The organism is Croceicoccus sp. Ery15, assembly GCF_020985305.1.
Taxonomy (GTDB): Bacteria; Pseudomonadota; Alphaproteobacteria; order Sphingomonadales; family Sphingomonadaceae; genus Croceicoccus.
The window spans coordinates 3469272-3494804 of the sequence record NZ_CP087588.1; the positions used below are offsets into that span (position 1 = coordinate 3469272).

Annotated in this window: 16 protein-coding genes; 2 read left to right on the forward strand and 14 right to left on the reverse strand. The window is 63.7% G+C overall.

The genetic code is table 11. The features are described from left to right. Nucleotides 1-9: 9 nt before the first annotated feature. From LOZ77_RS16905 to LOZ77_RS16920, 4 genes are all read right to left on the reverse strand, one after another. A complete protein-coding gene (locus LOZ77_RS16905; RefSeq protein WP_230280104.1) occupies nucleotides 10-1428 on the reverse strand; it encodes a TolC family protein in 1419 nt (472 codons plus the stop codon). 12 nt (nucleotides 1429-1440) lie between these two features. Further along, a complete protein-coding gene (locus LOZ77_RS16910) occupies nucleotides 1441-2151 on the reverse strand; it encodes an OmpA family protein (protein WP_230280105.1) in 711 nt (236 codons plus the stop codon). A gap of 73 nt (nucleotides 2152-2224) precedes the next feature. Continuing rightward, entirely contained in the window at nucleotides 2225-10165 is a 7941-nt protein-coding gene (locus LOZ77_RS16915) for an S-layer family protein (protein ID WP_230280106.1), read from the reverse strand. Between the two features lie 482 nt (nucleotides 10166-10647). After that, nucleotides 10648-11556, reverse strand: a complete 909-nt coding sequence (locus LOZ77_RS16920) for a DUF4349 domain-containing protein (RefSeq protein WP_230280107.1) — start codon at nucleotides 11554-11556, stop codon at nucleotides 10648-10650. A gap of 139 nt (nucleotides 11557-11695) precedes the next feature. On the opposite strand from LOZ77_RS16920, the gene parC reads away from it, so the two are divergent. Continuing rightward, entirely contained in the window at nucleotides 11696-14008 is a 2313-nt protein-coding gene (gene parC / locus LOZ77_RS16925; RefSeq protein ID WP_230280108.1) for a DNA topoisomerase IV subunit A, read from the forward strand. 244 nt (nucleotides 14009-14252) lie between these two features. On the opposite strand, the gene LOZ77_RS16930 is transcribed toward parC, so the two are convergent. The 3 genes from LOZ77_RS16930 to LOZ77_RS16940 form a co-directional block, all read right to left on the reverse strand. Next, nucleotides 14253-14933 (reverse strand): phytanoyl-CoA dioxygenase family protein, encoded by a 681-nt coding sequence (locus LOZ77_RS16930; RefSeq protein ID WP_230280109.1) that lies wholly within the window; start codon nucleotides 14931-14933, stop codon nucleotides 14253-14255. A 144-nt stretch (nucleotides 14934-15077) separates the two neighbouring features. Beyond that, nucleotides 15078-16493: an amidohydrolase family protein gene (locus tag LOZ77_RS16935; protein ID WP_230280110.1), complete on the reverse strand. Its 1416-nt coding sequence runs from the start codon at nucleotides 16491-16493 to the stop codon at nucleotides 15078-15080. Between the two features lie 166 nt (nucleotides 16494-16659). Further along, nucleotides 16660-16893 carry a hypothetical protein gene (locus tag LOZ77_RS16940; RefSeq protein WP_230280111.1) on the reverse strand — a complete coding sequence of 78 codons (234 nt, stop codon included), beginning with the start codon at nucleotides 16891-16893 and terminating at the stop codon, nucleotides 16660-16662. 143 nt (nucleotides 16894-17036) lie between these two features. Between LOZ77_RS16940 and LOZ77_RS16945 the strand changes: the two genes are divergently transcribed. Next, nucleotides 17037-18386 carry an IS1380 family transposase gene (locus LOZ77_RS16945; RefSeq protein WP_230280112.1) on the forward strand — a complete coding sequence of 450 codons (1350 nt, stop codon included), beginning with the start codon at nucleotides 17037-17039 and terminating at the stop codon, nucleotides 18384-18386. 330 nt (nucleotides 18387-18716) lie between these two features. Here the strand turns inward: LOZ77_RS16945 and LOZ77_RS16950 are convergent, their stop codons facing one another. The 7 genes from LOZ77_RS16950 to LOZ77_RS16980 form a co-directional block, all read right to left on the reverse strand. Then, nucleotides 18717-20153 carry a DEAD/DEAH box helicase gene (locus LOZ77_RS16950; RefSeq protein ID WP_230280113.1) on the reverse strand — a complete coding sequence of 479 codons (1437 nt, stop codon included), beginning with the start codon at nucleotides 20151-20153 and terminating at the stop codon, nucleotides 18717-18719. A gap of 399 nt (nucleotides 20154-20552) precedes the next feature. Beyond that, nucleotides 20553-21218, reverse strand: coding sequence for a TIGR02281 family clan AA aspartic protease (locus tag LOZ77_RS16955; RefSeq protein WP_230280114.1), 666 nt, complete (start codon nucleotides 21216-21218; stop codon nucleotides 20553-20555). Nucleotides 21219-21284: 66 nt separating this feature from the next. Further along, a complete protein-coding gene (locus LOZ77_RS16960; protein WP_230281920.1) occupies nucleotides 21285-22457 on the reverse strand; it encodes a CCA tRNA nucleotidyltransferase in 1173 nt (390 codons plus the stop codon). 11 nt (nucleotides 22458-22468) lie between these two features. Next, on the reverse strand, nucleotides 22469-23113 hold the full coding sequence (locus LOZ77_RS16965; RefSeq protein WP_230280115.1) for a CoA pyrophosphatase: 645 nt from the start codon (nucleotides 23111-23113) through the stop codon (nucleotides 22469-22471). Further along, on the reverse strand, nucleotides 23110-23682 hold the full coding sequence (locus LOZ77_RS16970) for a DUF1285 domain-containing protein (RefSeq protein WP_230280116.1): 573 nt from the start codon (nucleotides 23680-23682) through the stop codon (nucleotides 23110-23112). The genes LOZ77_RS16965 and LOZ77_RS16970 overlap by 4 nt, the downstream gene beginning before the upstream one ends. 47 nt (nucleotides 23683-23729) lie before the next feature. Continuing rightward, nucleotides 23730-24245 carry a GNAT family N-acetyltransferase gene (locus tag LOZ77_RS16975; protein WP_230280117.1) on the reverse strand — a complete coding sequence of 172 codons (516 nt, stop codon included), beginning with the start codon at nucleotides 24243-24245 and terminating at the stop codon, nucleotides 23730-23732. A gap of 106 nt (nucleotides 24246-24351) precedes the next feature. Further along, nucleotides 24352-25518 carry a PQQ-dependent sugar dehydrogenase gene (locus LOZ77_RS16980; protein ID WP_230280118.1) on the reverse strand — a complete coding sequence of 389 codons (1167 nt, stop codon included), beginning with the start codon at nucleotides 25516-25518 and terminating at the stop codon, nucleotides 24352-24354. Nucleotides 25519-25533: the final 15 nt, after the last annotated feature.

Below are 25533 nucleotides of genomic sequence, written 5' to 3' on the forward strand. Positions count from 1 at the left end.
GAACCGTGCTTACTTGGGGTAAACGCGGCCCTGGCGTTCCGCCGCAACCGGCGGGCCATAATCGAAACGCTCACGCTCGGCCTCTCCCGCACCGTAATGCGGTTCGACCGTCAGTGCCGTCAAAAAGCGGTTGGTCGCCGCCAGCACTTGATATTGCGCGAAAATTTCGGAAAAGCGGGCGCTTTCAAGGCGGACCTGCACATTATAGCGCGTGTTCTGCGCATCCAGCACGTCGAGCAGCGAACGGCGGCCGATGTTGAACTGTTCCTGATAGCTGTTGATCAGTCCGTCGGTCACCGTGCTTTGCGTGGCCAGTTCCTGCACCACGCGCTTTTGCGTTTGCAGCCCGTTCCATGCGGTGCGCACGTCTTCCTCGGCATCGCGCTGCTGCGCGTGCATGGCGAAACGCGCCTCGCTCGAACGGCGGACCATTTCCTGATATTTCGCCTTGTTGATGCCGCTGTCGAACAATTCCCAGCGGACATAGGCGCGGGCCAGCACATCGGTGGTTTCGCCCTGGAAACCGTCGATATCGTCGCCAGCGCGGGCATAGGCCTCGACCCCTACGGTGGGATAAAGGTCGCCCTTGGCGCTTTTTGCCAGCGCATTGGCGGCATCCACATCGGCCTGCGCCTCGCGCACCAGCGGGTTATGCGTGCGGGCAAGGCCGATGGCTTCGGCCTCGCTGATCGGCAGCGACGCGGCCAGATCGGGCGGCAACATCACGGTCTGGATCGGCAGGCCCGTCAGGCTTTGCAGGCGGATGCGCGCGTTTTGCAGCGTTTCGCTTGCCTCGGCCTCGCGCACCAGCGCGGCCTGAAGCCGTTCTTCGGCCTGCTGGCGGTCGGCGATAGAGATCGAGCCCTGTTCCACGCCTTCGGTCAGATTGCCGACCAGCGTGCGGTGGAACGCGGTATTGTCCATGCTGGCGGCGACGACGCGTTCCTGCAGCAGCACATCCAGATACTGGCGCGCGATCTGCAGGCCGATGAATTCGCTGCGTTCCAGAACGCGCAGCGACGCGCCATCGACGCGGGCGGCCTGACGCAGCAATTCGCCGCGACGGCGGCCGAAATCGAACACGGTCCAGTCGGCGCGAACCTGCGCGTCCAGCGGGTTCAGCCAGTCGTCCGAGATGCCCAGCGAGCTGCGCGTGGGATTATCCAGCCGCCGCGCGCCGACACCGGCTTCGACCTCTACGCGCGGACCATACAGGCCCTGGGCCTGCTTGCGCTCGAACTGGATGGCTTCCTTGTTCATCTGCGCCTGGCTGATCTGCGGATGCGAATCCACGCCGATGGCCACGGCCTCTGCCATGGAAATCGTGCCCGACTGTTCCTGGGCGGTGGCCATCTGGCTGATCGCCATGGTCGAAACGCTGGCGACCAGAACGCTGGCGATAACGGTGATCTTGCGAAGGTTCTTCATTGTTCCTGCCCCTTAGCGAACCGTGATGACCACGCGGCGGTTCTGGGGATTGCGTTCCCCGTCCACCGTCTGCACCGCCAGATCGTGTTCGCCCCGTCCGGTGACGGTAATCATCTCCTGCGGGATACCCTGCGCGACCATCACATCGGCAACGGCCTGCGCGCGCGAGATCGAGAGCGCATCGTTATAGGCATCGCTGCCCGAACGGTCGGTGTGGCCGATCACATCGAAGCCCGTCCAGCCGCAGGTCTGCGTGTTCGACCGCAGGAATTGCGCCGTGGTCGCCGCGGTTTCGGGCGCCATACGGGAATCGAAATCGAAGAATACCGTGCTGACCGACTGGTCGCAGATCGGCGGGCGCACCGGCGCGGGCGGCGGCGGAGGCAGCGGCGGTGCGGGCGGCGGCGCCATAAAGCGGCCATAAGCGGCATCGCATTTGCGGATCGAATCCTCGTCACGCAGGTCGTTCTTGGTAAAGCCGACCGCGATGGCGCATTGCACCTTCGCCTCTGACGCCCAGTGATAGCGCGCGTCGGTCGCGTTTACGATCGCGGGGTCCTGGGTCGCGGCCAGCGATGCATCGTACCGCATTTCCAGCGCGTCCCTGAGGTCGCGGTCGGACAGGCCCATCAGATCCTCCCCCGACTGCGCGAATGCGGGCGCTGCCAGCAACGAGGCGGTGAGCGATCCTGCCGCGAACGTGCGGAGAGTGCGAAATACCATTGTCAAATGCCCCCGTGTTCCGGTTGGGGCCCTTTCGCGAGGGCCCCCTTATCATTATCCATCCGATGCCGCGTCAATGCGCGGCCGCGGCCAGCATGGCCGCATCGTCGCCGTGGTCCATCGGCGCGGTTGCACCGTGGCCTGCGCCCGCGACCTGCCCGTTCAGCAAGGCCGCCAGATCGGCGGCACCCCAATCATGCACAGCCTGTCCCCCCGGATTCGACTGCGCCTGATCATGGGTCGAAGCGCCCTGTGCGTCGGCGGCCGCGGAGTCAATGATTTGGTTCACCAGATGGGAAACCGCATCATTTCCGGTCACTTCCGACAAGGCCTCGCGCACTGCGCCCAGCGAAGCCCCATCCTGCTGAACGAGGCCTTGCGCCCCCTCGGGCACCGGCTGGGCCGACAACTGAAGCAGCGCCATCATTTGCGCAGAACCGGCATCACTGGCGGGCGCGCCATGGTCGGTCGCGAAATCGGCAGCCGCCTGCGTCGATGCGCCCAGACCGGCAATCTCATGCGCGGCGGGGGCAGGCTGAACCGCAAGGCCTGCGTCATCGCCAAGGTCGTTCGCCGCCATCGAATGCGCTTGCGGTGCGTCGGCCACAATTGCTGCGACGGGCGCGCCCAGAGAGACTTGCGCAAAGCCCTGAATGTCGGTTTCGGGCTGGAAGCGGCCATTGTCCTGAGCGAACAGATGGTCGCGGCCCGTTTCCTCGAAATTAACCATCCGGTTGGCAAGAAAATAAGGTTCGGCCTGTGCGGCGCTCGACGCCATCAGCGCGGCGGCGCTGGCAGCGATGGTCGCCATTTCCTGCGAACGCTGGTCGGTTGCCTTGCTGCCAAGCTGATATCGGAAGGCCGCATCGACCAGCGAGCCCGTGCCGCCGTTAAAGCTGCCCGTACCCACGATACGCACTTCGCCATCGATCGCCGTGCCGGCATTGCCGTCGCTGACCAGCGAGATATCGGTAATCCCCGCCTCGGCCAAAGTCATGAATTCGCCCGGCTGGAAGACGCCGTCGCCATTGTCCATCCAGATGCCGAACTGGCCAAAATCGGCGTCACTGGCATCCAGCACATCGCCATACAGCGCGTGCAGTGTCTGAAGATCGGTCAGCCCGTCTTCGTGGAAGATAAATTCACTGGCGTCGTCAACAATGCCGTTCCCGTTCGAATCGCGCACCAGTATCGCATCGCCCGCGCCGATCCACGCGGTGTGGTCCAGCACGCCGTCGCCGTTGATGTCGTACATCACGCCAGTGTCGAGCGACTGGAAGTGGAAACCGTCACCGTCCATATCGAGCACGATCGGGTCGCCGAACGGGTTGATGAACAGGTGCTGGAAATCCTTGTCACCGTCGGAATCGGTCATTGTGACCTTCAGATCGATCGAAACCGCCTGCTCGTCGATAACCGAACGGATCAGCCCGATATCGTTGAATTTGACGACATCATTGTCGTTGGTCTCCGAACCGAATGCGACCGTCGAGCTGCTACCACCGGCATCGCCGGTTGCACGGTTCAGGTCAATTCCGCTGCCTTCCAGCCCGCTGGACGACGAAAGCAATTGCACGCCGGTGATGACATAGGCTTCATCGCCCTGAAGATAGTCGTTCGCTTCGATAATGACGAAACCGTCGTTGTTGTCGAGGACGGGATTGCCAAAGCCTGCGGGAATGGCGTCGCCGTTCAGATAGATATCGTCCGAACCGACGATGATTGTCCGCGTCGTCAGCGTGGTGGTCGGGTCGTTGGGGTCGGCCAGCTGCAGGACCACGATGAAATCTTCGTTCCCGCCTACACCGTCGAGGGTAAAGGTCAGACCCGAAACGAAGCCCGTCGCCGGCACGTCATATTGCATCGCATCGTGCGAGTGGAAGCGCAGCTGCAACATCTCGCCCTTCTGGATTGTGTCGCCCGCAACGCCAAAAGCGGTGTTGCTGGTCGAAATCCAGGTTTGCGATCCGCTAATGCTTTCGCCCTCTGACAGAACATTGTCACCGCCAGCGTTCAATACGCCGTCATAGCCCGTGATCTGCACATAGATCGTATCGTCGGCACCGTTGTTCAGCTCGTTGAGCAGAATTTCGCTTTGTCCGTTCGCGACGCCCGGCACTTCATAGGCAGTGCTCTTCACCGCTTCGGTCAGCGAGGTGACCGAGGTGAATTCGAAGCTGTCGGCAAGGGTCAGTGCGAAATTCGTGCCGTCATAGCTGATCTGACCGGTGTTCGAACCGGTCTGCCCATTGCTGTCGACGTAATCGAAAGAGAACTCCCAGACATTGTCGACCGGATTGTACACCGGCTGATCAATCGCGGTCAGTGCTACGCCATCGACACTGCTGCTGCCCAGAATCTCGAATTCTACCGCGGTGCCCAGCGTGCCGCCGAACATGCCATCGGTGCCGAAATTAAAGTTCAGAAAGGCGTGGGCGATCAATGCGTAATCATTCGTGCCCGACAATTCGAATGCGGTATATTTGGTCGACGGATCGATGCTCGGGCCGTCATCCTCAATCGTAAAGGTTCCATTGCCCAGATCGACGGATGCGCTGGCGCTGTCCCCGTCGCTGTCCGTGATCGTCGCCGTCAATTTCAGCACATCGGCGGGAAGTTCGATGGATTCGCCTTCGTCCCGTTCGGTCCAGAAACCGGGCACCGAATGCCAGATGTTTTCCGAGCGGGTAAAGGTAACCTCGCCCGTCGCTTCATCCAGCGAGATGCGGAAATATTCGACGCCATTGGCCATGCCGACTACGTCGCCGCCGTCCATTGAAAGCAGGATGGGGTCTCCCTGGCCGATGCCGTCGCCGTCGCCCGCCGTCAAATCGGTAGTGTCGAGAGCGAAGAGCCCGCTGGCCGTGCCATTGGCGGCCAGTTCCAGTGCATAGCTGGTGGCATTGGGTCCATCGGCACTGTTGGTAAAGGTGAACTGGGACGAGAAATCGGCCGAAACCGACCAGATGCCGTCTCCCGCCGGGGCCAGCCGTGATTCGTCGAGCAGCACAGACGGCACGTCGCCTTCGGCTGTGACGGCGGGAACGTCGTCGCCAAACGCAAGGTTTCCGCCCAGATCCACATTGGCGTGATCGGTCACGCTGTCGCCGTCGCCGTCGGTGATGGTCACGGTGTAGTTCGCGCCGATCAGCCCGTCGGCCAGAGCCGCCACGTCGCTGCCGGGCGCATGGTCAATCGCCTGCATTTGGCTGAGTGTAACCGCGCCGTCCGCGCCAAGCGTCACGGTGAAGACAGTGTTGCTGCCATCGACCGCGGCTTCGCTGCCCGCAGTGGAGCCGGTAACGGTCAGGCCGTCGTCGCTGATGAACAGGTTGATCGCCGCGCCGCCACTGGTCAGCCCGCTGGCGCTGCCTTCGGCCACCAGCAGGGTGAGGGCGAAGCTTTCGGAAATGCTGCCCGCGCCATCCGCGCCGTAATCCGCGCCGGTATAGCCGAACAGTGCCCCAAGGTTCAGGCTGCCTGCATCGCTACCGGGAAGCGCCGCATCGCTGGTCTGCGCGGCCGTGCCATCATCATTCGCGGTCGCGGTAATCGCGGGGCCGTCGTCTTCGAACAGCAGCGTCTGGCCGATATTCAGCGTGGCGCTGGCGCTGTCTCCATCGCCGTCGGTGATCGACGCGGTCAGCGTGACAAGACCTGCCGACGCCAAAGTCTCGGCCGCATCGGGTGCAGCCTCCACCGGGTCGGACGGATCGCCGTGGGCAATCGCGCGCTGTTGGTCCAGCGTGACGGTGCCATTGGCATCGACACTGACGGTAAAGGCGATATCGCCCGCTTCTCCGCCGACGCGGCCCACGACCACGCCGCCTTCGAGATAGAGCAGGATCGCATCGCCGGTCGCCGTATCGGTCAGCCCGCTATCGGCGGCAGCCGCTGCAATACCCAGCGTATAAGTGACATCCGCCGCGCCATCGGCACCCGCGACCAGATCGAACGCGCCAGAGAAATCGGCGCTGGCATCGGTTCCAAGCGTGCTGTCGTCCACCACCAGAACCGGCGCGGCGCTGCCCGATGCTGCGGCAGAGGGCACATCGTCGGTGATCGTCGCGTTAAAGCTGCCCGAAGCCTGCGTGCCGTCGCTGTCGGTGACGGTGAAGCCGATGCCGGGGATCGTGACGGCATCCTCGCTGCCGCCGACAGGGTGGTCGACCGGCTGCAACAGCGTGACGCTATAGCCATAGGTGACCGCGCCATCGACCGGTGCGGATACGGTGGTCAGCTCGATGGTGATGACGGTCGTTGCCCCGCCGTCGATGGTGCCGACGATATTGCCCGACGCATCGAGCGCGAAATCCACCGGCTGTCCGCCCGAGCTGATCGATCCGTCAAGCGCGTCGACATTGGTAAAGGCAAAGGCGGCGTGCGGATCGGCGGGGACGTCATTGTCGTAATCGACCACGATGGTGCCCGTCGTCACGGCCTGACCGGTTGAAGGCGTTTCCGACGGGTCGGTCTGGCCGCTGTCCGCATTGGCGGCGGGAAGGCCGTCTTCGTCCACTGTCGCATCATCGGCGCTGGTGATGACCGGCGCGGTGTCAATGTCGATGGTCAGCGTGACCGTCGCGGTCGATTTGTCGCCATCGGCATCAGTGATCGTATAGGTAAAGCTGTCCGCGCCCGTTGCGCCCGGATTGGCGGTATAGGTGAAGGTGCCATCGCCATTATAGGTTACGCTGCCCTTGGCGGGGCCGGTCGTCAGTTCGACGCCGGTGGTAAGGTCCACGCCGTCGGTGCCCGCGCTGTCGTTTGCGAACACATCGATATCAAGCGAGGGGGTGGTGACGGTAAAGCCGGTGTCGTCCGCCGCGACCGGACCATCGTCCTGAATGACGAAGATGCCGTTGCCCAGATCGACGAGAGCCGTGACCGTATCGCCATCGCCATCGGTCGCGCTGGCGACCAGAGCGAAAATGCCGTCGGCCAGTTGCAGCACCGCGCCATCGTCGGCATCGCTGCCGTCGGGGTGACGAATATTTGCGTAATCGGCCGTGAAAGCAAAGGTGACGCTGCCGCTCACGGGATCGAGCGTGATGGTGAAATAGTCGGTGCCGCCTGCCGAACCGGTGACGACATTGCCCACAAGGTTGAGCACGATCTCCGTACCGTCGAGCGCGTAGAGCCCCGAGCCCACATCGCTGCCATTGAGCGACAGGGCAAAGCTGGCCGAATCTAGCCCGTCGTTCCCCGCGCTGACCGCGAACTTGCTGCCAAAATCGACCGTCACGCTGGCGATGCCATCCGCGGCAAGCGGCGATTCGTCGAGGAAGGCGCGAACCGCATCCTGCCCGACCACGATCTCCGGTGCGTCGTCGGCAAAGGCGATATTGCCGCCAAGGTCGATGGTGGCGGTGCTGGTGGCGCTGTCGCCATCGGCATCGGTGATGGTGGCGCCATAGGTCGCCTGCACCAGCCCGTTCGCCAGCACGGCCAGATCGCTGCCTATGGCATGATCGATGGCCGCCGACTGGGTAAGGGTGAGGAGGCCCGTTTCGGGATCGACCGCGATGGTGAACACCGCGCCATCGGCAGTCGCGCCGGTCACCACATTGCCGTCGATCGACAGGGTAATCGGCAGACCGCCGCTGGTCAGCCCGCTGTCGGTTCCGGTCAGGGCCAGCCCATAGCTCTCAATCACGGTGCCAGCACCGTCGGTGCCATAATCCGCGCTGTTCGAGAAGATGGCCGACAGGTCGATCGAATCGCTGTCGGTGATCGCCACATCGCTGGTCAATGCGATGGCGTCAGCCTCGCCATTGGCGGATGCCGTGATGGTCGGGCCATCGTCGCCGATCACGAAAATGCCGGTGCCAAGATCGATCGACGCGCTGGCGGTATCGCCATCGGCATCGCTGGCCGTGACGGTCAGCGTGATCGCGCCAGCATCGGCAATCAGCGCGACCAGATCGTCACTATTGCCGGTGTCGCCATGGGTGACATTGGCGTAGTCGGCGGAGAAGGCGAAGGTCACATCGCCCGCGGCATCGACGCTGATCGTGAAATAATCGGTTCCGTCGGCCGATCCGGTGATCACGCCGTCGGCGATATTCAGAACGATTTCGGTGCCGTCCAGCGTGAACAGGCCAGAGCCAACGTCGCTGCCCGACAGGTTCAGCGCATAGGAAACGCTACCCATGCCATCGGCGCCGAAGCCTACGTCAAAGCTGCCCGCAAAGGCGATAGTCGCGCTATGGATGCCGTCCGCCGAAAGCGGAGATTCGTCCAGCAGGGCAACGCCCGCAGCTACGCCGGTCAGCGCAATTGCGGGGCTGTCGTCATTGATGGCCAACGCGATATTACCGGTAACGCTGTCGCCGTCGCCATCGGTCACGGTGACCTGAACCGACAGCACGGCATCGTCCTCACCCGCGCCGGTTTGGGCGACGGGGGCAAGTAGGGTGAATTCATATGCGCCGGTCGCGACATCGGTAATGGTCAGGGTAAAGATCGCCTCGCCCGTGACCGCGTCCTGACCCGTCAACGTATGGGTGGCGGCGTCCCAGACGGTTTCCACCGGATTGCCTGCCAGCGTAACAAGACCCGTATCGGCCGAGGGGGCAAGCGCGATATCGCCCACGCCATCGGGACCGAAATCCAGACCTGCCAGAGTGCCTGTGGCCGTGGTGGCATTGCCGTCGCTGTCGCCTTCGCCGCCCGCGATGCCGCCGGGCAGGCCGTCTTCGTCCACCGCGATGCTGGCCGCGTCGACCGCCAGAGCAGGGCCACCCTCGGTCAGGGTAACGGTGAATTCCGCCGTATTGGAAACGCTGCCGTCGCCATCGGTAATCGTATAGGTGAAGCGTTCCACCACCGTCTCGCCCGGCGCGACATCGACGGCGGGTGTATAGACCAGATTGCCGTCGACGATGGTAATGGTTCCGCCGTGATCGCCCGTGCCGATGGTGATGGCCGGATTGCCCACGCCATCCGCGCCGTAGTCATCGTTCGAAACCAGCCCGTCGACCGTACCCACGACCACACCCGACGCCTCGTCAGGCAGAGTGGCGAGATTGCCATCGTCAACCGCGATCGGAACATCGTCGATGATGGTGATGACAACATTGCCGGTATCGCTGTCGCCCTGCGGATCGACGACCGTGACGTCGAAATCGACCGTATTGCCGTCGCCGCTGGTATTGTCGGTCAGCGTATATTCGTACGTGATGGTCCCGTTGTTCAGGTCCACGCCCACGATCACCAGTGTGCCCGGTCCGATAGCCGTCGGCGGGAAGATGATGACCGGCTGCCCGTTCACGATTTCGAACACCGGCACGCCGTCGATCAGGATCTGGTCGACACCGTCGGGTGAAGTGAAATCAATGGTCCCGACGGTCGTTTCTCCGTTGCCTTCCTCTAATGTGCCGGCAGGTTCGGGGCCCTGATCGCCGTCGCGTGCGGGCAAGCCGTCTTCATCGACGATGGTGCCGGCATCGCTTTCGGCGACACGCGGAATATCGGTGATGATCGGAATTTCGTTCGGCTGGTTCTGATAGATCCCGACTTCGACATCGTCCTGCGTCGGGAACTGCAACTCGGTATAGGGAAGCAGATTGCCGATATCGAAGGCATCGTCGATGGGAAGCACCGGATCGGCAAAATTGCCGCCCGAACTGCGCGAGGTGCCTGCCTCCGGATCGAACCGGTCCTCGATCCCCAGAAAATCCTTCCAGTTTTCGTCGGGAATGCGCGTGCCCTGAACGACAAGATCGACGTCATAGATTGCCGCGTCGACGATCACCATCTGCGTGCCGTCGGGCAGGGCAACGATCAGGTTCTGGCCGTCGACTTCCAGGTCCGACAGCGTGGCCCCTTCGGGAAGGACGACCGTCGTGCGTTCGTCGGGATTGGCGATGGCGCGGCGGCCGGTTCCGGCGAAAGCAGCTGTGGAGGCATCCTGTGCCAGTTGCGCCTTCCCGGCTCCGTGGGTGGTCGGGGAATTTTCGTCCGACCCGTCCCTGAATGCCTCGCCAAACTTGTCGTTTGCGCCAAAATCCATCGTCAACGCCTCAATCTGTCGGGCCTATACCGGTCGGATTTGCACCGGTTCCGGCCCTGGGGCTGATCAGCGCGCCGGCTGCGTCCGCCCGTCCTGTTTTTGCGACGGACCGGTCCGGCCCGCCATCCCCTGTTCGAGCATCTGTTCCGCAACGAAACCGCGGCGCCGGCATCCATCCCCCGTCCGGACCTGCGCCTTGTCATCGCGACAGGGCCGGATTTTCAACCTATGCTCAATACCTTAATGTCGAGCCTTAACGGGTTCGGCACAACGGGTGCGTCCGACCTGAGCCAAAATGGGATAGGCTGGACGGAATCAGAACCCATCAAGTTAGGATGCCCCTGATTCTCAACGAATTTACGAAGATGCGAAAAGGCGGGCAAGCGTTCTGCAGGTGACAAATATCGTTAATACACAAGGTTAACGACAAGCTGCTCTAAACGCCTGTTTTTGCGACTCGGTCCAGGGCGTTTGTGAGCGGGTTAATCCGATACTGGCGGGACGTCGTCATGGACGACTGCGTCCGATCTGTGACGCCTGCGCACGGTTCTCGCGCCCAGCCACACCAGCCAGCCGATCAGTCCCAGCGGTAACAGCACGGTCAGCGCGGTAATCACCACCGCGAGGGTTATGCCAAGGATTGATCCGATATTGGCCAGTGCCTCGCGAATGGGGGAAAGGAAGCCGCCGCTGCTGGGCGCGCCCGAGGTATAGCTGATGTTGACGCGGCTGAATTCGACGCGGCCCTTCATTTCGGCCAGCCAGCTTTGCGCCTGGTCGATTTCCTCGTTCACTTGCGCCACGCCGCGCTCGGCCTCGACCAGTTCGGCGACACTCCCTTGGCGAGACGCCAGTACATCCATCAGACGGTCACGCAGCACGATCCGGGCGCGCAGCCTGGCTTCGGTGTCGACGATGCGCTTCGACAAATCCTCGCCGCTGATCGCGCTGGAAATCTGGCTGCCGCCCGCACCATCGGCCAGTTCCGCCAGCTTTACGCCAAAGACGCGCGCCTCGCTCGCGGCGACCGACAGGCTGAGCGAACCTTGCGCATATTCGCCTTCCATCCCCGATTGACGCATGTCGAGTATGCGGCAGGTTTCGGGGCCCTGCGCCTCACACAGATCGGCGTGGCGCATTTGCAGCGGTGCGATCGCTTCGGCGGGAAGGCGATAGCCGAAATCATAGACATAGGCGATCCTGGGCAGGCTGATCGCGATGGGGTTGGCTGCGGTCGAACCGTTGTCCGTGTTCATAATGGCAGGCGCCTCTGCGGTGGGCGATACGGCCATGTCAGCGACCATACGGTCGGCGGAATGGCCGCTTTCTCCTTCGCTGCATCCTGCCAAAGCCAGCGCTACTATGCCCGCCAAGACTCTCGATTGCCGCATTCTCGCCTCCATTATGCCTTATTATTGACACATTCTGCCGCAGTTCGCGAGCGCTCGCAAGGCGGTTTGTGCTGCGATGGCGGGGGATTGCCCGCGCCCGCTCCTTTGCGGCGCACACCCCGCTTGCTAATCCGCATCCATGGCCGACGAGATTCCCGATACGCTTGAACCCGATCCTTTCGACCGGCTGGTCGACGCGCCCTTCGATGCGGCGCTGTCCGAACGCTATCTCGTCTATGCGCTGTCGACGATTACCGCCCGTTCGCTGCCCGATCTGCGTGACGGGCTGAAACCCGTTCACCGCCGCCTGCTGTGGGCGATGCGCCAGCTGAAGCTGAACCCGACCGACGCATTCAAGAAATCGGCCCGCGTGGTGGGTGACGTGATCGGTAAATATCACCCGCACGGCGATGCCAGCGTTTACGATGCCATGGTCCGCCTCGCGCAGGATTTCGCGCTGCGCTATCCGCTGGTCGAAGGGCAGGGCAATTTCGGCAATATCGACGGCGATAATGCCGCCGCATATCGTTATACCGAGGCGCGGCTGACCCGCACCGCCATGCTTTTGATGCAGGGGCTGGACGAAGGCACTGTCGACTTCATCCCGACCTATAATGGCGAGGAGTCGGAGCCCGACATCTTCCCCGGCATCTTTCCGAACCTGCTGGCCAATGGCGCCAGCGGGATCGCGGTGGGCATGGCGACTAATATTCCCAGCCATAACGTGGCCGAGATTGTCGATGCCACGCTGAAACTGATCGACAATCCGCGCGCCGAACATGCCGAGCTGATGGAGGTCTTCCACGGCCCCGATTTCGCCACCGGCGGGCTGGTGGTGGACAGCGCCGATGTGATTTCGGCGGCCTATGAAACGGGGCGCGGATCGTTTCGCATGCGCGGGCGGTTCCACGCCGCCGAAGCCGCCAGCGAGGATGACCGCAATGCCGGGATCGAACGGCTGGGCGGCGGGCAATGGCAGCTGGTCATCAGCGAGATCCCCTATCAGGTGCAAAAGGGCCGGCTGATCGAACAGATCGCTCAGCTGATCGCCGATAGAAAACTGCCCATCCTTGAAGACGTGCGCGACGAAAGCGACGAGCAGATCCGCATCGTGCTGGTCCCGCGCAGCCGCAATGTCGATCCCGAACTGCTGAAGGAAAGCCTGTACAAGCTGACCGATCTGGAAAGCCGTTTCGGCCTGAACCTCAACGTGCTGGATGCGACACGCACGCCGCAGGTCATGGGTCTGGGCGAGGTTTTGCAGCACTGGATCGCCTCGCAGATCGATATTCTGCTGCGTCGTTCGCATCACCGGCTGGAACAGATCGCGCGGCGGCTGGAACTGCTCGAAGGCTATATTATCGCCTTCCTCAACCTTGACCGCGTGATCGAGATTATCCGGACCGAGGACGAGCCCAAACAGGTCATGATGGCCGAGTTCGAGCTGACCGACCGGCAGGCCGAGGCGATCCTCAATATGCGGCTGCGGTCCTTGCGCAAGCTGGAGGAGATGGAGCTTCGCAAGGAACACGACGCCCTATTGGCCGAGCGGGACGAGTTGCAGAAGCTGATCGACAGCCCTGCGCGCCAGCGTACGCGGCTGAAGCGCGATCTGACCGCGCTGCGCAAGGAATATGGCGAGGATACCAAGCTGGGCCGTCGCCGCACCACGGTGGCCGAGGCGGCACCCGCGGTCGAATTCAGCATGGACGCCATGATCGAGAAGGAGCCGGTCACCGTCATCATCTCGGCACGCGGTTGGGTGCGCGGGATGAAGGGGCATGTCGACCTTGGCGCCGACGGCATTGGGGGGGAATTCAAGTTCAAGGAAGGCGACGGTCCGGCCTTTGCGCTGCATGCGCAGACGACCGACAAGCTGCTGATCGCCAGCGGCGACGGGCGTTTCTATACGCTCGGCTGCGACAAGCTGCCGGGCGGGCGCGGCTTCGGAGAGCCGCTGCGCACCACGCTCGACATCGATTCAGGGTCGCCGATTGTCGCGGTGCTGGTCTATCGCAAGGGCGGGCAGATATTGCTGGCCAATAGCGCGGGTCGCGGCTTTGCGGCGGAAATGGACGAGCTGCTGGCCGAAACGCGCAAGGGCCGTCAGGTGGTGAACCTGAAGGACACAATCACGCTGAAAGTGGTGCGCGAAATCGCGGAAGCCGACGACCATGTCGCCGTGGTCGGTGACAATCGCAAGCTGGTGATTTTCAGCCTTGAGGAACTGCCGGTGATGGCACGCGGGCAGGGCGTTCAGCTGCAACGTTACCGCGACGGCGGGCTGTCCGACGCGATCACGCTGAAACTCGACGACGGCCTTTCGTGGAAGATGGGCGGTGACAGCGGGCGGGTGCGGACCGAAAGCGACATGTGGCAATGGAAAGTCGCCCGCGGCGCGGCAGGCCGCCTGCCGCCGACAGGCTTCCCAAGGGACAACCGCTTCGGCTGAGCATCGCTTGATGCGTGTCCGGTTGACGTGCGTTCAGGGTGACAAAGGTGACACCTTGTCACAGGCTGTCACCCTGCTGAAACCCGCAGAAACGCTGGCGTTCGGCCCCTTTGGGTGACACCGGCAGGAATCAGGAAAATTCGACATTGGGAAAGAGCCGCGAAGATTCGCGCTAGCGCGGATGCGGCGTGTAGGACAGTGGTTGTTGGACGGGCTACTAGCGGATTTTGGAGTAAGACGGGCTCTAAACGCCCAGCCAGTTCAGACCGTCCGGCAGGTCTTCCGCGGCGAAGTCCACTTGGAGTACGCGCCTGCTTCGGGGCTTAGACGATACCTCTGAAGCGTGTAAGATCGGGGTCGAATACACCCAAATGTCACCTGCTTCGGCGAGACAGGCGGCCGTGCCACAGTCCCGAACAACATCGCCGATTGCATCGATCGGTACCCGCCCGCGTTTGTGCGAGCCGGGGGCAATGAGGAGCGGCGCATTGGTAGTGGGCACATCATCGATGTGGGCGCGGAGCGTGACCATGCGCGAAAGCAAATCGAATGGCGGTGCAACATGCTGCATTCCACTCTTGACGGTCCATGGACCAAAGCCATTCACTTCCCGCTTTTGCCTCACGCAGATGGTGCGGTCCTGATGCCATGCGAGGGGCCAGTTGGCTTCGGGTGTTTTGTTAAATAGGATTGCCCGCACTGGCCTTGCGCGACTTCCCAAAACCGATCCGGCAATCCTGCCTATGCAGCCGTCAGTGGAAAGTATCGGTCGCAGCGCTTCGATGCCGCTTATGCGCACTCCGGCTTCGGCAGGGGGAAGTCCAGCCAGCGCCTCGATCAGATCGGAAAGGCAGGGAAGCAAAGCGCCTCTGAAAAGTTGTGCGCCGTCGACAGATAGGTCGAACTCGGAAATTACATCCATCATCGAGGGCTTAGCCAGCAGGGGCACTCTAGACAATGTCGGAAACCGGCTGACGCAAATCCTCTCCACCGCCGCTAATCCACCTTCGGGGGCGATTGTTGCGCGTTATCGCTGTCAAGGCGGGGAACGCAGCATCGCCTTACCCGCTCACCCGCCGGTCAGCGCGCTGACATCGTTGCCCTGCGCCTTCAGCCCCGCGACCACATTGGCCTGCGTGCGCGAAAGGTCCTGATGCGCGGCCTCGGTCAGCAGCGCATCCAGCGCCGCGCGGTCATAGGGGCGGCCCGCCGCGACGACCAGCGCGGGGCGGCGCAGCGTGGCGAAGCCTTGCAGCGGGTCCGCCCCGGTCAACACCAGATCGGCGGCCATGCCTTGCGCCACGGTGCCGCGCGCGGCGTCCTCACCCAGAACCTGCGCGGGGTTCAGTGTGGCCATGCGCAGCACCTCGGCGGGGGAGAGGCCTGCTTCGGCCAGCAGTTCCAGCTCGTCGATCAGCGATCCGCCGGGGATATTGGTGAAAATGCCCGCATCGCTGCCCGCCACCATCAGCACGCCCGCATCGGCCATCATCTTCGTCATCTGCTTATAGAATTCGAACGCGGCACGGTTGGGTTCGACCGCCTCGTTCGTCCAGCGGTCGTAAACCGGCTGTTCGGTCGCCACCAGCATCGGGTTCATCCATTCGCTGCCGGGGCGGCGCAGATAGGCGCCCTTCGTTTCGGCCACGTGGAGCAGATTGCGGAACGCGACCAGCGTGGGATCGACCGGTGTGCCCGATGCCGCGATCCGCTGTGCCAATGCGCGGGCGGCGGCGGGATCGTGGCGGTTGCGCAGCCCGTGCCAGACGATGCTTTCGACATGTTCGATCGTCACGAAATCCGCGTCGAGGAACTGGTCGAAGCCCATGTCGAACGGATGGTCCACCGGCACGCCGCTGGCGCGCACCCCTTCGGGAGTGTGGCCCATGACCGTCATGCCCAGCGTCGCCGCCTCTGCCCTGATGCCCGCCCATGCTTCGCGCGTGAGGTTGGAATAGACCTTGATATGGCGAAAGCCCGCCGCATGCTGCCAGCGCACGGCGGCGCGGGCTTCTTCTTCGGTGGCGACGAACTGGTGGTTCAGCTGCTCATTCGCGCCATGGCTGTTGAGGATGGGGCCGGTGGTCAGCAGGCGCGGCCCTGCCAGCGTGCCCGCATCGATCTTGGTCGCAAGATCGAGGTGGAAGGGCATGCCCGACGCATTGCGCACCGTCGTCACCCCATGCGCCAGATAGGCGCCCAGCGCCGCGCGGTCCCACACATGCACATGCATATCGGTCAGGCCCGGAAGGAGATAGCCGCCCTTGCCGTCGATCACCTTGGTGTCGTCAGGGGCGGTTATATCGGTGCCGATGGCGGCGATGCGGTCGCCGGTCACCAGAACCGATTGCGGCGCGCTCCATCGCGGGGTTTCGGCGGTAAGGTCGATCAGCCGGACATTGCGGATCAACAGATCATCGGCCCGCGCCGTGGCGGTTAGGCAGGCCAGCACCATGGCGGCCATGGCAAGCAATCGGGCAATCATGGTCTGCGTTTCCCCTCTCGGACCCGACGACAGGGTAACAGGCGGGGGCGGGATGGGAAGGGGACGTTGGTAGTTCTTGGCGGAACGTCTGGTATATTCGAGTGGCCGGATTGGGGTAGGAAGCTGACATTCCGATCAAGCAGCCAATCGCGTGGTTGCACTTGGATCAGTCATCGCTTCGATCATCCCAAGCGATAGCGTCTGTCGGATTGGTGATCGCTTTGAAGGCTCTCAACCCTAGCGCAACTATGATCCAGAAGAACAAGGCCCCTGCGGCTAATTTGGGAATTGGATCGGCTAGATTAAGTGCGAAAATCAGTAAAACGGCCAATAACACGCCAGCGACTTCGGAAAGTACTGCATGACGCGCTTTCTTGAGAAGCTGACTACCGAAACTCACTGGCCGAACTCCCTAGCCCGTCGTATTCACCAAACCGGTCCTAAAGGGTTAGCGGGAGTGGCCTAAGCTTCTGATCTGAATTAGGAACTGGGTGTCTAAGCCGAACCTGCCGCAGGGCAGAAAATGCCACAGGTCACCCCCGCATGAACAACGATATCGCAAGCGCATTTGGATTCCCAGCAGTCGGCCGCAAGAAAGTCACAGCCGCTTTCGACGGCGGCCGGCTTACCTCGGATGGCGGCGTGTTGCTGCTGGCACAGGCCGAACGAGCGATGGGGATCTGCCAGCGGCTTGCAGCCTGCATTTCCGATCCGCGTGACCCGGGCAGAGTGGTGCATCACCTCGACGATATCCTGCGCGCCCGCATCTTTGCGATCAGCTGTGGCTATGAGGACGCCGATGATCTCGACGCTCTGCGCGACGATCCGGGCTTCCGCCTGGCGCTGGGCAAGCTGCCGGGATCGGGCGTGGGGCTTGCGAGCCAACCGACCATGAGCCGGTGGGAAAATGCGCCGACTACGCGCGAGTTGGCCAGGATGATGGCCGCGATGATCGACATCTACTGCGCCAGCTATCCCGCCGCGCCGGCGGCGGTGACGCTGGATATCGATGACACCTGTGATGTCGTGCACGGCTATCAGCAACTCTCGTTCTGGAACGGTCATCACGGGGAGCGCTGCTTCCTGCCGATTCATGTCTACGACACCGCCACCGGTCGGCCGGTGGCAATGCTGCTGCGCGCCGGCAAGACACCGTCGGGCGCCGAGGCTGCCGGACACATTCGGCGCCTGGTGCGCCATCTTCGGCGGCACTGGCCCGATACCCACATCACCATCCGCGGCGACGGGCACTATGGGCGGCCCGAGGTCATGACGTTGTGCGAGGCGACCGGCGTCGATTACGTATTTGGTCTGCCGACCAACGCCGTGCTGCGTGCCGATCCCGAAATCGTCACCGTCGCCGATGCTTGTGCCGTCAGGCGGGCTCAACGCCAATGCCCGGTCCTGCGCAACTATGCCGAGACCCGCTACGGCGCCAAAAGCTGGAAATGCCAGCGCCGCGTCGTCGCCCGGATTGAGGCCAGCACGCTGGGCATGGACATCCGCTATGTCGTCACCTCGCTGACCGAAGGCTCGGCCGAGCACATCTACGACACGCTGTACTGCGCCCGCGGTCAGGCCGAGAACCTGATCAAGCGCCACAAGAGCCAGCTCGCCAGCGATCGCACCTCGTGCCGCTCGGCGGGCGCCAACCAGATGCGCCTCATCCTGCACACCGCCGCATACTGGCTCCTGTGGCGAATCCAGCAGGAAATCCCAAGAGCCACCGCACTCGCCACCGCCGAGTTCGCCACGCTGCGCCTGCGCCTGCTCAAGGTCGCTGCCCGCGTCATCGAAACCGCCACGCGTATCCGCGTCGCCTTCGCTTCGGCTTGCCCGGATGCCGGTGTGTTCAAGGCCATCACCACCAGTCTGCGACCAGCGCCCACATAGCAAGAGCGGCGGTGCCGCCGAACCCCTGAGCCCCAGTCCATCAACCTCGAAAAGCCCATTGCTCCTGCCGCGGTGAAAAACGCCGGTGGAGGCGTGCGCCTTGATCAATCAGGCACCGCCACATCGCCGTCCGAACAACACGAAGCGGTAGCCTCATGAATAGGACGGGCTAGCGATATGTCGATCGGGCCCTAGATGCCACGGAGGTGTTAACGTCCGCAATCGGTCGTGACCGGATACTCGCATTTCAGCCCGACAGCATGCAGTGACCCCACAACGAAAAAGGGCGGGAAAGCGCATCGCTCTCCCGCCCCCTTGCAATCGCCCTGATCAGCGCGCCCGCACTGCGCCCTTGTGCGCGCCGACGCCATTCGCGCCCTTGGGGCGGAAGCGGCGTTTGCGGCCCATGTCGTCGCGGGGCTGGCCGTCGCCGCGGTTTTCGGCATTCTTGCGCTGCTGACGCTGTTCGTAGTTCTTCGAACCGCCACCGCCATCGCGCTTCTGGCCGCCCTGGCCACCACGCCCGCGGCCGCGACCGCCGCCGCGTCCGCCCTTGGCATTGGGATCGCGTTCGGCGCCAGCCGGTGCGCGGCTGGGCTTGGGCAGTTTTTCCGCGTTGGCCACGAAATTCTCGGGGATGGGAAGCTGCACGGGGCGCACCTTCGTCAGCCGTTCGATGTCGCGCATATAGGGCTTTTCGTCCGGCGCGACGAAGCTGATCGCTACGCCGTCCGCACCCGCGCGCGCGGTGCGGCCGATGCGGTGGACATATTGTTCGGGCACGTTCGGGATTTCAAAGTTGAACACGTGCGAAACGCCCGAAACGTCGATGCCGCGCGCCGCGATATCGGTGGCGACCAGCACCGGCACCTTGCCGTCGCGAAAGCCGTCGAGGGCGCGGATACGCTGCGCCTGTGTCTTGTTGCCGTGGATCGCGGCGGCATTGATGCCCGCGGCGGCCAGATGGCGCACCACGCGGTCCGCGCCATGCTTGGTGCAGGTAAAGACGAGGCAGCGGTCGATCTCTCCGCTTTCGATGCCCTTCAGCAGCGAGAGGGTGAGGAGCGACTGCTTTTCCTTCTGGTCGATATGGATCGCATATTGCTCGACCCGTTCCGCTGTCGTGGACTGCGGCGCGACCTCGACCTTCACGGGGTTCTTGATGAAACGCTTGCCCAGCTGCGCGATGCTTTCGGGCATGGTGGCCGAGAAGAACAGGCTCTGCCGGTCCTGCGGCAGCAGCGCGGCCACGCGGGTCAGCGGCTTGATAAAGCCCAGGTCCATCATCTGGTCCGCTTCGTCGAGGACGAAGATTTCAACGTCGCGCAGGGTCAGCGCGCGCTGGTCGATCAGGTCGAGCAGGCGGCCGGGGGTGGCGACCAGAATATCGGTGCCCGCGACCAGCTTCTTCGCCTGCTTGCCGGCGGGCACGCCGCCGAAGATGCATTGCACCTGCAGCCGCGTGTTCTTGGCGTAAAAGCGCATGTTGTCGGCGATCTGTGCCGCCAGTTCGCGCGTGGGCGACAGCACCAGCATCCGGCACGATGCGGGCTGCGGGCGCACATCCTCACGGATAAGGCGGTCGATCGAGGGGAGCGAGAAGGCAGCGGTCTTGCCGGTGCCGGTCTGGGCGATGCCCAGAATGTCGCGCCCTTCCATCAGGGCGGGGATCGCCTGACGCTGGATCGGGGTCGGCTCTTCATAGCCTTTCGAGGCGAGGGCGCGGGTAATGGGTTCGGCGAGGCCGAGATCCGAGAAATAGGACAAATTATATACTCACATAGGCACGGCTCCGCATGAATGGCGGATGCGTGCGGGGCCTTTACGGCGACCCTAGCGTGATCGGGAAGCAGTGGTGTGAGCGCATGGGCAAACCCATGTTCGCATGCGGGGCCAAACTCGCCATTTCTGTCGGCGCGGCTCACGCGGGCATGCGAATGCGCCGGTTCATCCGGCGCTGTCACGGGCGGCTACATAGGGATGATTTGCGAAATGCGCAATGAAATTCGCGGATGCGGAAATCTTGGGTGTGCGCGATTTCAGTTCAGGGTGGAGCGAGAATGGTGGTGTTCGAGAACTGGCGCGCAGCGTACTTCCAGTACGTGAGCACCGGAAGCGCAGAAAACCGCCTTTCGTAGCCCGCCGTGGGCTGAAAGCGCGCTCACCCTACACCGGCTGCGGGTTGTGCGGGACAAGGATCAGCGTCCCGTCCTCCACCCGCCAGCTTTGCAGGCGCGACAGGAAATTCATGCCCAGCACATTGATGCCGTTCAGCCCCGGCGCGATCACCACGTCGAGGTCGCGTGCAAGGATATTACCCGCGCGCAATTCGCCCATGGTGGCGACCCGCCCGGGCGAGGAACCGTTGGCGGTCTGCAGCGCGATGGTGCCGCGCATCGGGTTCGCCTCTATCCGGCCGCGCTGGGCCGTATCGGGCGAAATCGCGGTCAGCGAAGCGCCGGTGTCGATCAGGAAGCGTTCGGGATGGCCGTTGACCGTCCCCTCCAGCCAGTAATGCCCGTCGCGGGACAAAGGCACCTGCGTCTCGCCCCCTTCGACCACTTGTTCGGGCATGCCCAGTTCGGCCACCGAAAGGCTGCGCGCGAAATCGCTGCCGCCCGACAGGCGCGCGACATCGATGATGGTCAGCACCAGCACCACGGCCAGCCCGAAACTGCCCAGACCGCGCATCAGCGAACCGGTGCGCGGCATGGTGCGGATGATCGCGCCGCCCACGATCGAGATGCCCAGCGCGATGACAGCCGCCATCAGCAGCGGGTTGCTGGCGAAAAGCTCTCCGTAAGGAAGCTGGGACAGGCGTTCGAAATCCATATGTCGCCTTGATAGCACGGCAAGGCTTGCGCCTGCATGACCGGCTTGCGGAGGGGAAGGGCCACGCTACATGCGCGCCTTGCCCACTTCCTCTACCAATATGGCGCGGGTGCGTTCCGCATCGGGGAACCCTTCCGCGATCCAGCGCCCTTCGACCGCGTGCAGCGTGCGGGCGACCAGCGGCCCCTTGCCGATGCCCGCCGCGACGATATCGCCGCCCGAAACCGGCAATTGCGGCACATCCCATCCCGTGACGGGCGCAGTGCTTTCGCCCAGCAGCAGCAAGCGATCCACCGCTGCCTCCACCCCAAGGCGATAGGCGAGCGAGCGGGGGTTCTGCGCATCATGTGCATCGCGCGCGGCGGCAAGGGCGATGCGCTTTTTCTGCGCATTGGAAAGCCGCAGGCGCGAGGCGACCTGCCGGGCAATCTCGGCATCGGGCGGCAGCAGGGCGGCAAGGCGGCGGACCGGATCGGCGGCAATATCCCCGCGCTTTTCGGCGTGCTGTAACGCGGCAAGGGCGGCAATGCCTTCGTCATCGACTTCGGGCAGGATCACCTGCAGCACGCCCAGTTCTGCCATGCGTTCGACGCTGGAGGCGGGATCGGGCAGGGCAAGGATCGACAGCAGCTCCATCGCCACACGCTCGCGCGAGAGGCCCTTCAGCGTCGAGGCAAGGTCGCGGCAGGCAGCCTCGGCCTTTTCATCCACGTCCGATCCGAAGCGCGCCTGAAAGCGGAAATAGCGCAGGATGCGCAGATGATCCTCGCGGATGCGCGTTTCGGCATCGCCGATGAAACGCACGATGCGCGCGTCCAGATCGGCCAGCCCGCCGAAATAGTCCGAAATGCGGAAATGTTCGGGGTGGGCGTACAGCGCGTTGATGGTGAAATCCCGCCGCGCCGCATCGTCAAACCATTCGCTGGCGAAAGCGACCGTGGCGCGGCGTCCGTCGGTGTCGACATCCTTGCGCAATGTGGTGATTTCGACCGGCCCGTGCGGCAGGATCGCAGTGATCGTGCCGTGTTCGATGCCGGTCGGCACGCTGCGGATGCCTGCCTGTTTCAGCAATTCCTGCGTGCGTTCGGGCACATGGCGTGTGGCGATATCGACATCGGCAGCCTCTATCCCCAGCAGCGCATCGCGCACGCAGCCGCCGACGAAACGGCAATCGTCCGCCCCCAATGCGGCGACCAGCGCGGGCAGATCGTCGCGCGCGGCCCATTGGGCCATGGGCATGGTGATATCGGTCACAGCTTCGGCCCCCGCAGCAGGCGGCGGCGCAGATTATACAGGATCGCCGCCGTCACGCCCCAGATCCGGTAATCCCTTCCCGAACCGTCAGCATAATGCATGTCCAGAAATTTGCGCTTCATCCCGTTCAGCTCGCCCGTCCCTTCGCGGATATTTTCGGTATCGAGCAGGAAGGACAGCGGCGCCTCGAACCAGCTGTCCACTTCGGCGGGATTGGGTTTCAGCGGCAGGTCGGGCGGCACGATGGCCAGCACGGGGGAAATGTCGAATCCGCTGCCGGTGCGGTAACGATCGCTTTCCCCGATGACGCACACGCGTGACGGGGGCAGGGCGATCTCTTCCTCCGCCTCTCTCACAGCGGCCTGTATCGGGGTTTCGCCGGGGTCTATCCCGCCGCCCGGAAAGGCGACCTGCCCCGCGTGGCGGCGCATGCGGGTGGGGCGCTGGATGAACAATATGCCGGGGCCTGCGCTGGCCGGATCGTCAGAGGGAAGGGGCCGGTCGGTAATCGCGACCAGCACCGCGGCGCGGCGGGGGCGTTCGCCCGCGGGCAGCCATTCGCCATCGTCGCGCAGGCCCGTGACCGTGCGCCGGTGGCCCGCGCGATAGAGCGAGGTCAGCCGGTCGTGCAGGCTGGTCATGAGGGAACCAGCGGAAATATCACGCCATCCGATTCGACCGCCAGCGCATCGGCATCGCGGGCGATCGCGATTTCGGCCAGCTGCGCATAGGTCGACCGGTCCAGCCGCGCCTCCAGCCTTCCGCGCACCAAAACATAAAGCGCGGGCGTATCGGCATCGCCGCGCGCGATGACGGGATGGTCGGGGCCGGCGGTGACGAATTCGTCGGTGTTGAGCCGGAAGACAAGGACCGGCATGCCACCGGCGCTGTCCAACTTTACGTCCACCGCGACGAAGGGCGCGTCCTCGACCGCGATGCTTTGTTTCTGATAGGGCAGGACCAGCCAGAAGCCGCCATTTTCCGCGTCATCATCCCTGCGCAGCAGCGAGGAAAAAGCGCGCACCATGGCGGGGCGGGTGATTTCGCTGCCTTCGTGGAACCAGCGTCCGTCGGCGCGGATTTCCATGCCGCTGTCGGCCGTCGCCTCGGGCTGCCATGTGTCGACAGGGGGCAGGCGGCGCGCGGCGACCGCTTCGGCTATTTCCGCCAGCGACAGGCCGGCAAGATCGGGTGGACTATCATAGGGCATCGCAGTTGAAGGCGATGCCAGATCGCACTAGCCGCGCCAAGGGCCGTTTACCCCTGCCATGGCCCCAGCGCGCCCATTTGCGGCAATATGGACGGGTTTTCGGTTCGCACCAGCAGTCGGGCGGGGTCATAGGGGCCGGGCAGGGTCCAGCCCTGCGTCGGCTGTGCGACGAAACCGAAGAAACGGCCGTAATACTCCGCATCCCCGATCAGCACTTGGGGCAGCGGCACGGCGCCGCCTGCCTGCAGCGCGGCAATGCTGGCCAGCATCAGCGCCTTGCCATAGCCCGCGTTCTGCAATTCGGGGACGACGGCGACGGGGCCGACCATGATCATCGGATGCGGACGCCCCTGCGGATCGGTCAGCGCGACGGGCCAGCACTGGATCGTGCCTGCCAGCAGATCCTCGTCATCCAGCGCGGCAAAGGACAATGCGCCCAGTGCCTCGGTCCCCTCGCGCACGGTATAGGCCGTGCGGCCATGGCGGTCGGGTCCGAAGGCACGGTCAAGCAATTGCTCGACCAAGGCGGGTTCGACCTGATCGATGGGGATGATGGTGGGCATGGGCGCGATGCGAACTCTGACGGCGGTAAAAGCGCCGCGCGGATAGGGGCTGCGCGCGGCGCTGTCGACCGTAATTCTGCTTTGCCGTCGGGTAGCGGGGTTTGGTTCAGCCCTGCGGCGTAAGGCGCCAGACATGCGCGTCCGGCCCGTCTTCGGCCACCCAGACCGATCCGTCCGCCGCCTCTGCCACCGCGCGGATACGGACGCCCAGATCGTAACGCGCGCTTTCGCTGGCGGTCTTGCCGTCCATCTTCACCACGACCAGCCCTTGGCTGCCCAGCCCCGCGATCAGCGCATTGCCCTGCCAGTCGGGGAACAGCGCGCCCGAATAAAAGATCATGCCGCCTGGCGCGATCACCGGATCCCACCATTCGACCGGCGCGACATAGCCGTCGCCGGGGGCATGGTCGGGGATAGGCTTGTTGTCATAGTGAATGCCGTTCGACACGTTCGGCCAGCCGTAATTCATGCCGCGCGCGACAAGGTTCAGCTCGTCCCCGCCTTGCGGCCCGTGTTCCAGATCCCACAATTGCCCCCGCGCATCGAAGGCAAGGCCAAGGATATTGCGGTGGCCATACGACCAGATCTGGGAATTGGCGTTGGCCTCGCCGGTAAACGGATTGCCGGGGGCGGGGCTGCCGTCGGGCAGTAGGCGGACGATGGTGCCCAGATTGTTCGACAAATCCTGCGCGGGCTGCATCTTTTGCCTGTCGCCCGATGCGATGAACAGAAAGTCGCCGTCGGGCGAAAAGGCGATGCGGTGCGAATAATGGCCGCGTCCGGTGACCTTTTCGTCCTGTCGCCAGATCACGCGCGGATCGCGCAGGGCGCATGCCTCTGCCTGATCGCATTGCAGCGTCGCGCGCATCACTGCCGCGCCGCGCGTGTCGCCGCTGCCAGCTTCGGCATAGCTGATGTAAACCGCGTGGCTACTGGCGTAATCGGGGGCGAACACGATATCGCCCAGACCGCCCTGGCCGCCGTAATCCACGTCGGGCACGCCACTGACATCGCCGGTGGTGCCGTCGGCCTTGCGGAACCTGATCGCGCCCGATTTCTCGGTCACGAACAAGGTGCCGGTGCCCGGTTCGAAGGCGATTGCCCATGGCTCGTCGAAAGTGCCCATGTCCTGTTTGGCAAAGCTGACCTGCATGGCGGCATTGCCGGCTTCTCCACCGGTGGCGGGGGTCGGGGTTTCCTGACAGCTTGCCAGCGAGGACGCGGCAAGCGATGCAAGGGCGATGCTGGCGAAACGCAGTGAATGGGATTTCATGACTAACTCTACTCC